2 protein-coding genes and 1 pseudogene are annotated in these 2577 nt (G+C 64.3%); all 3 read right to left on the bottom strand.

The annotated features are described in order from the left end of the window. Positions 1–971, bottom strand: a pseudogene (gene rpoB / locus IT540_RS16765) (DNA-directed RNA polymerase subunit beta); the annotation flags it as partial. Positions 972–1258: 287 nt separating this feature from the next. Then, complete coding sequence (rplL, locus tag IT540_RS16760; protein ID WP_291180580.1) at positions 1259–1633, bottom strand: 50S ribosomal protein L7/L12; 375 nt, start codon at positions 1631–1633, stop codon at positions 1259–1261. A gap of 54 nt (positions 1634–1687) precedes the next feature. After that, complete coding sequence (rplJ, locus tag IT540_RS16755) at positions 1688–2218, bottom strand: 50S ribosomal protein L10 (protein ID WP_291180578.1); 531 nt, start codon at positions 2216–2218, stop codon at positions 1688–1690. Between the last annotated feature and the right edge of the window lie 359 nt (positions 2219–2577).

Genomic DNA, 2577 nt, shown 5'->3' with positions numbered 1-2577 from the left:
TCGGTGACCTCCTCGTTGGCGTTGGCGACGATCTCGCCCGTTTCCTTGTTCACGAGGTTCTTCGCGAGCGTGCGGCCGAGCAGGAAGTCCGGTTCGACGGAGAGCTTCTTGATGCCCGCGGCTTCCATCTCGCGGATGTGCTTCACCGTGATGCGCTTGTCCTTCTGGATGATGACCTTGCCGGCCTTGGTCGCGATGTCGAACTTCGCGATTTCGCCCTTCATGCGGTCGGCGACGACCTCGAACTCGATGCCCTTCTTGGTGACGTGGAAGGTGTCGAAGACGAAGAACTCGGCGAGGATGCGCTCGGGGTTGTAGCCGAGCGCCTTCAGCAGGATCGTCACCGGCATCTTCCGGCGGCGGTCGACGCGGAAGTACAGGAAGTCCTTGGGGTCGAACTCGAAGTCGAGCCAGGAACCGCGATAGGGGATCACGCGGGCCGAGAAGAGGAGCTTGCCCGAGGAGTGCGTCTTGCCGCGGTCGTGCTCGAAGAAGACGCCGGGCGACCGGTGCAACTGGGAGACGATCACGCGCTCGGTGCCATTGATGACGAAGGAGCCGTTTCGGGTCATCAGCGGGATCTCGCCCATGTAGACCTCCTGCTCCTTGACTTCCTTCACCGTCGGCTTGGTGGCTTCACGATCCATGATCGTGAGGCGGACCTTGGCCCGAAGCGGGCTCGCGAAGGTGAGGCCGCGCTGCTGGCACTCGACCACGTCGAAGGGGGGTTCGCCGAGCCCGTAGCTCACGAACTCCAGCCGGGCATTGCCGGAATGGCTCGAGATCGGGAAGACGGAGGTGAAGGCGGCCTGAAGGCCTCGCTCGCGCCGCGCGTTGCCGGCGACCTCGGACTGAAGGAAATCCGCGTAGGAGTCGATCTGGGTCGCAAGCAGGAACGGGACGTCGAGGACGGCGGCCCGCTTCGCGAAGCTCTTGCGGATGCGTTTTTTCTCGGTGAACGTGTAGGTCATGATGGCTCCGGTACATCACGGGCGCGGGGCGCCCGTGCACCCGACTGTGGTGCATTGCTCATGGCCTGGTGGCTGGCCTCTACCAGCCGCTGGCGGACAGCCCCGCCGGGGGCACCCAGCTTGCTGGGGATTCCGGCACGGGCCCGACCAAACCTGCCTTCCGCAGTCGCTTCAGAAGGCAAATAGAAACCCGCGAGGGCTTTTATTTGGCTTCGGGAACGGCGTTGGAGCGGACACCGGCAAGCCGGTGCCGCTCAACGCCAAGTTGCAGTTGACGCAGCGCCGATTTACTTGACTTCGACCTTCGCGCCCGCCTCTTCCAGCTTCTTCTTCACGGCTTCGGCGTCGGCCTTTCTCACGGCTTCCTTCACGGGCTTCGGCGCGCCGTCGACGAGATCCTTGGCTTCCTTCAGGCCCAGGCCCGTCACTTCACGCACGGCCTTGATGGTGTTCACCTTGTTCTCGCCCGCAGCGGCGAGGATGACGGTGAACTCGGTCTGCTCTTCGACCGCGGCGGCGGCGGCGGCCGGGGCGGCAACGGCAACGGTGGCCGCGGCGGCGGACACGCCGAACTTCTCTTCCATGTCCTTGATGAGCTGCGAGAGCTCGAGGACGGTCATGCTCGCGATGGCGTCGAGGATTTCCTGCTTGGCGATAGCCATGTTTCGTTCTCCTGGTTTCGTTTCAGTGATGTGTTGGGAAGGATCCGGCGGGCCCTAGGCGGCCTGCCGTTCCTTCTGGTCGCGAACGGCGGCCAGGGTGCGCACGAACTTCGAGGGCACCTGGTTCAGCGTCTGGACGAACGTGGTGACCGGCGCCTGCATGGTCCCCATGAGCTTGGCGATGAGTTCATCGCGGCTCGGAAGGGACGCGAGACTGCCGACCTCCTTCGCGCTCATCACCTGGCCGGGAATGGCCCCGCCCTTGATGACGAGCTTGTCGTTCTCCTTCGCGTAGGCGTGGAGCAACTTCGCGGCGGACACGGGGTCGTCGGAGACGCCATAGGCGAGCGGACCGATCATCTGGTCGGCCAGCTTTTCGAAAGGCGTTCCCTGGACCGCGCGGCGCGCGAGGGTGTTCTTCAGCACGCGAAGGTAGACGCCGGAAGCCCGCGCTTTCGCGCGAAGCTGCGTGATCTTCTCGACGGGCAGGCCGCGATACTCCGCAAGCACGATGGCTTGCGCCTTGGCCAGCCGTGCCGAGAACTCCGCCACGACTTCCTTCTTACCTTCACGATTGAGACTCAAGGTCTTTCTCCTTCAGTGATTCGACGCGCAGTGCCTCGGGGACTTTGGGAATTCCCCGAAAGGCGGCTTCGCGCCACCATAGCGACCTTTCGTCAGGAGAACGGCTCCGCCCGATGGGCGGGAAATCCTGTCTGGGGTGCGCTATCTGCGTAGGCTAGGGACCCGGAACGAGCGCCCCGCATTGAGCCCCGGAGGGCGCCTACGGTCTTGGATAACCCGCAGCCGGCCCGAAGCGGGCCGGCTGCGGCCCAAAGCTACTGCGCCGAACCGGCGTTGGAGCCGGCCAGCGTGGAATGATCGACCCGGATGCCGACGCCCATCGTGCAGGAGACGGAAACCTTCTTCAGGTAGACACCCTT

Origin of the sequence: Hyphomicrobium sp., assembly GCF_020852195.1 — a bacterium.
In the GTDB taxonomy this organism is placed as follows: domain Bacteria; phylum Pseudomonadota; class Alphaproteobacteria; order Rhizobiales; family Hyphomicrobiaceae; genus Hyphomicrobium_C.
The sequence above is the reverse complement of the archived record's forward strand: the minus strand, read 5'-3'. Positions and strand labels throughout refer to the sequence as shown.